Here is a 3350-nt window from a genome sequence, read left to right as displayed (position 1 = left end):
TTCGGCAGTGATTTACCAAATATTGAAAATGAAAGAGAAAGAAAAATGACAAAAGTCATCGAGAGTGAACTTCTCGATGGCTTTTGTCTACAGTCTGAGAGGAACTATTAAAATAGTTCCTCCCAATCTGAACAAAAAATTAAAACGATAATAAACACTATTGATGAAATTTTAAAGGTTATAGATTAATTTTTTATGCAGTTGGTGTTTAGATAAATAAAAAAGGAAACTGCTCAAATTAAATGAGTAATCTCCTTTTGATTATATGCTTGGGAAGCGACTGCGCTTATTGAAGAATCGCCCCGTTAGAAGAACAGGATGCTTATTAAACAATCGAGCCCTTTTTGTGAATAATATAAATGTAACATTCTGAATCGATTAAGTTCCGGTTTGCGGAATTGGACAGCATATACTAAAGCTATCATGTTTCCATAACCAAGTCACTTATTTTACCGGGGTTACAATCTCATTAAATTTATTTCTCGCCTTGGTTTGAAATTCCTCAAATTCTTCAATATCAAACTGTTGATTATGCTCTATGAAGAAATTATCCTCTCCTACATTTATAGTACTTATAAATGCATTGTCTATAGGTGAGTTTAATACAGGCTTATTTCGATTTCGCAACTCCAAATATTTCTCCGAAGATAAACCCAAACCTTCCCTAACTGACTTCGTGTTTGTAAAAAAAGACTCTAAAATGAAATCAGAGAGCATTATCCTTGTGACCTTTTCCGACATCATGGCTATTACAACTGCTTGTATTTCTGTATTTTTTAGTATATGTGCCTGTGATAAAATTCCATCTATTTTTTGTTTATCAATATATCTACTTTTCGTAACATCTAAAATCGCAGGTAGTCTTTTTTCAAATTTTATAAAATAGTCATAAGCATTTTTATAAATATTTGTTAGTTTATATTTCTCTATGTTTTTGATGCCAACGTATTTTTCAATAAATTCGCTTGAAAAAGCATCTGACATAAATTCTTCTGTTCGTGAATAAATTTCTTCATCCATTAATAATACAGGTAAAGGATCAATACACAATCTAAATACTGTTATTGCACTGATACATTGTTCTAAGAAAGATTCAAACTCTTCAATTATAAGAGTTTGATTTCTTTCTTTATTAATAAAATGGTTTCTAGAAACATAAAAAGTATTAAATCCTTGCTTATGAACATATTTATTGAGGTGTTTTTTAGTTTGTTCCATTTCATCAAAATAATCGGTCATAGTTTCTTTTACATTCGAAAATATTGCCATTTGCTTTTCTAATAAATCAATCATACCCTTATACATCGGAAATTTACTCTTTTCCTTCCATTTCAGGAGTTCTTCTTCTCTTTTATCTCCTTGAAGATCCGATAAATAGACCATTGTAAGTGCGGTTTCAAGTGATTGTCTTAAAGAGTAATAAGCGCTATCAAAATATCCTTTCTCAAATAATGATATAGCATTTGTAATTAATTGCACCGATTCCATAAAAAAAGTATTAGCTATTTGAAAAACATCAATCCTACTTACAAAGCTATTTTCAAGCTGCAACAAATCAATAAAATAGTCTTTTTTACCTGGTATTTCTAGTGGTATTAAATTTCTTTTTTCTTGTTTTTCAAAAAAGTCCATCACTTAGTTCCCCTTAATGATTAAATTTTAAAAGCAGCAGGTTGCTTTTAAGAGCGAAAACAGTCAATTCTCCTATTTTATTGTAGCTATAAAATAAAGTTTGTTCATTTTCTACGTGTGCAGATCCACAATAGCCATAACTTCATCAAAATACCTTGGATTACCTTAACTTTTCAATTTCCTTATTTAGAGTAATCATATGAGAGAAAAACGCAGAAACATAGTGATTAGAGATATATTGTTCATTATCTTGTCCATTATTAATCACTATGGCTAAATTATCTATATCACCCAATGCATCAGTAAGTTCCTCATGTAAGGTTTTACATTCAAATGGTGGAAGTATATCGCTTAGCAATAAGTATTTGCTGGTATAGTCTTTATGTTTCTCACTAATACGATTATAAAAATTTGATTTATCTTCCTCCTGAAAATATACATTAAGAATTTTAAGTTCTTCAAGAGTGAAGGAAATAGTATTTAGTACTTGTTTTAAATAATCATTTTTAGAAGTTGTATTTCTTATTAAGTATTCATTTAATGGTCTGTTATGTTCCCAGCTCACTCTTATATTTTCTTCTTGTATCAGTTGTGTTTTATCACTATCTTTCAGTAACAAAAAAGAACTTTCCTCTCCTTTCACCCATTCAGTTCTGCAAAATGGAAGTCCATATTCAAATTGTATTAGGTCATCATAGAAATAAAGCCATATATAATCTGGTTCAGAGAAGTTTTCTTTACCTTCCCAGACTCCTCTATCATAATAATTATCCCTGAATTTTTGATTAATTTTCTTAATGAGTTCTATCATTGAATCCCTTGAGGTGGCGAAAGAGCGTTCTATGTAGATTTTAGAGCTTACCCTTTTATGTAAAGTATTAGAGGAACCTATCTCTTCTAATATTGTAAAGTAATATTCGCTAGTGTCTCTCTTCCTTAATTGTTGAATCATATTAATTCCCGTATCAGATATGTTCTTTAACTCACTATAAAACTTCTCTTCTTCTAAAACTTCATTGGCTAAAGGTATATGAATAGTAACTTTTGAAGTGTTGCCTCGCCACCTAGCGTTAAAGTTATCTAAAGTTTGAGAAATATATTGTTGAGTCCATAACCAAAAACCTCTATCTTGGTCAACATCGTAAACTACTAAAATAGTTGGAATATCACATACATCACAAAAGTTCAGGAACTTTACTGGTGCGCTAAATGTTACTGAGTTTTCTTTATACTCTAAGTTAGTAGTGGCTTTTAATTGTACCTTAATGATTTTGGCAGTAGTTTCCCCTTCCTCAGAGAAAACCTCTATCTCACCATCAATATCATTATCCTTCTCTTGCCTTCTATACTTCCAGCCATAGTCCTCAATAACACCTTCAAAAAATCTAATTGATTTACCCTCATTTATGTTGTATTGATCATTCAAAGACCTCATCTAACCCTCCCCTTTCATTTAATAACAATTATTTCAAAAACCCCGAAATTTTACAATTATTCATTCCTCAATAGGCCCTTTAATGAAAAATGAGCGCTTACCCTTATTTGATCTGCACCCCAAATGTTAGACACGACTCTAACATTTGGAGGTGCCTTTTTTATGGCAGGAATTACTCTTGAAAAGAAAATAGATGCGATTACTCGTTTTGAAAACGGTGATGAAAGCCTTACTTCAATTGCTAATTCACTCAACTTAACTACTACTGAAATGCTTAATTTTT

Annotated in this window: 2 protein-coding genes; both read right to left on the bottom strand. The window is 30.8% G+C overall.

Annotated elements, in window-relative coordinates; genetic code table 11:
* Positions 1 to 444: 444 nt before the first annotated feature.
* A complete protein-coding gene (locus AO843_RS23665; RefSeq protein ID WP_054613496.1) occupies positions 445 to 1632 on the bottom strand; it encodes a hypothetical protein in 1188 nt (395 codons plus the stop codon).
* A 160-nt stretch (positions 1633 to 1792) separates the two neighbouring features.
* Positions 1793 to 3067, bottom strand: coding sequence for a DUF4365 domain-containing protein (locus AO843_RS23660; protein WP_054613495.1), 1275 nt, complete (start codon positions 3065 to 3067; stop codon positions 1793 to 1795).
* Positions 3068 to 3350: the final 283 nt, after the last annotated feature.

It is taken from the genome of Lysinibacillus sp. ZYM-1 (assembly GCF_001308875.1).
Lineage (GTDB): Bacteria > Bacillota > Bacilli > Bacillales_A > Planococcaceae > Lysinibacillus.
This window is presented reverse-complemented; position numbering and strand designations above follow the sequence as displayed.

Bases quoted from the DNA above. Each gene is read 5' to 3' on its own strand.
- AO843_RS23665 (WP_054613496.1), bottom strand. From the start codon at position 1,632: ATGGACTTTTTTGAAAAACAAGAAAAAAGAAATTTAATACCACTAGAA.
- AO843_RS23660 (WP_054613495.1), bottom strand. From the start codon at position 3,067: ATGAGGTCTTTGAATGATCAATACAACATAAATGAGGGTAAATCAATT.